General features: G+C 78.6%; 1 protein-coding gene. It reads left to right on the top strand.

Annotated features, from left to right (window positions below):
* On the top strand, positions 1 to 411 hold a 411-nt coding region (locus G3I78_RS49535; RefSeq protein ID WP_203616587.1), incomplete at both ends, for a hypothetical protein.

Genomic DNA, 411 nt, shown 5'->3' with positions numbered 1-411 from the left:
GACACGGGCGACGCCGCCCCCGCGACCCAGGTCGTCGGCGCGCCCACGGGCCCCACGCAGGTCGTGCCGCCGGTCGCCGTCGTCCCGGGCGGCACCGGGGCGCAGGCGTGGACCGGCCAGGCGCAGGTCGTGCCGCCGCCCCTGCCCACGTCGCAGTCCCAGGTCAACGACGGCCGCACCATGGCCGTCCCGGCCGGCCACGACCTCATGGACGACCTCGGGGCCCCGCCCGTGGGGGAGGACGGCGAGCCGCTCTACGTGCGGCCCGTGCCCGCCGCGCGCCGCACCGCGCTGCTCCTCCTCGCGGCCCCGCTCGTGCTCCTGGGCATGCTGCACCCGGGCGTCGCGTTCGTCGTCCTCTCCGTGCTCGTCGTTCTCGCGCGCGTCGTCGGGGTGACGACCGAGTCGCTG

This window comes from Streptomyces sp. SID13726, assembly GCF_010548375.1.
Taxonomy (GTDB): domain Bacteria; phylum Actinomycetota; class Actinomycetes; order Streptomycetales; family Streptomycetaceae; genus Streptomyces.
Note: the sequence above shows the minus strand (reverse complement) of the source record. Positions and strands in the feature narration are given on the sequence as shown.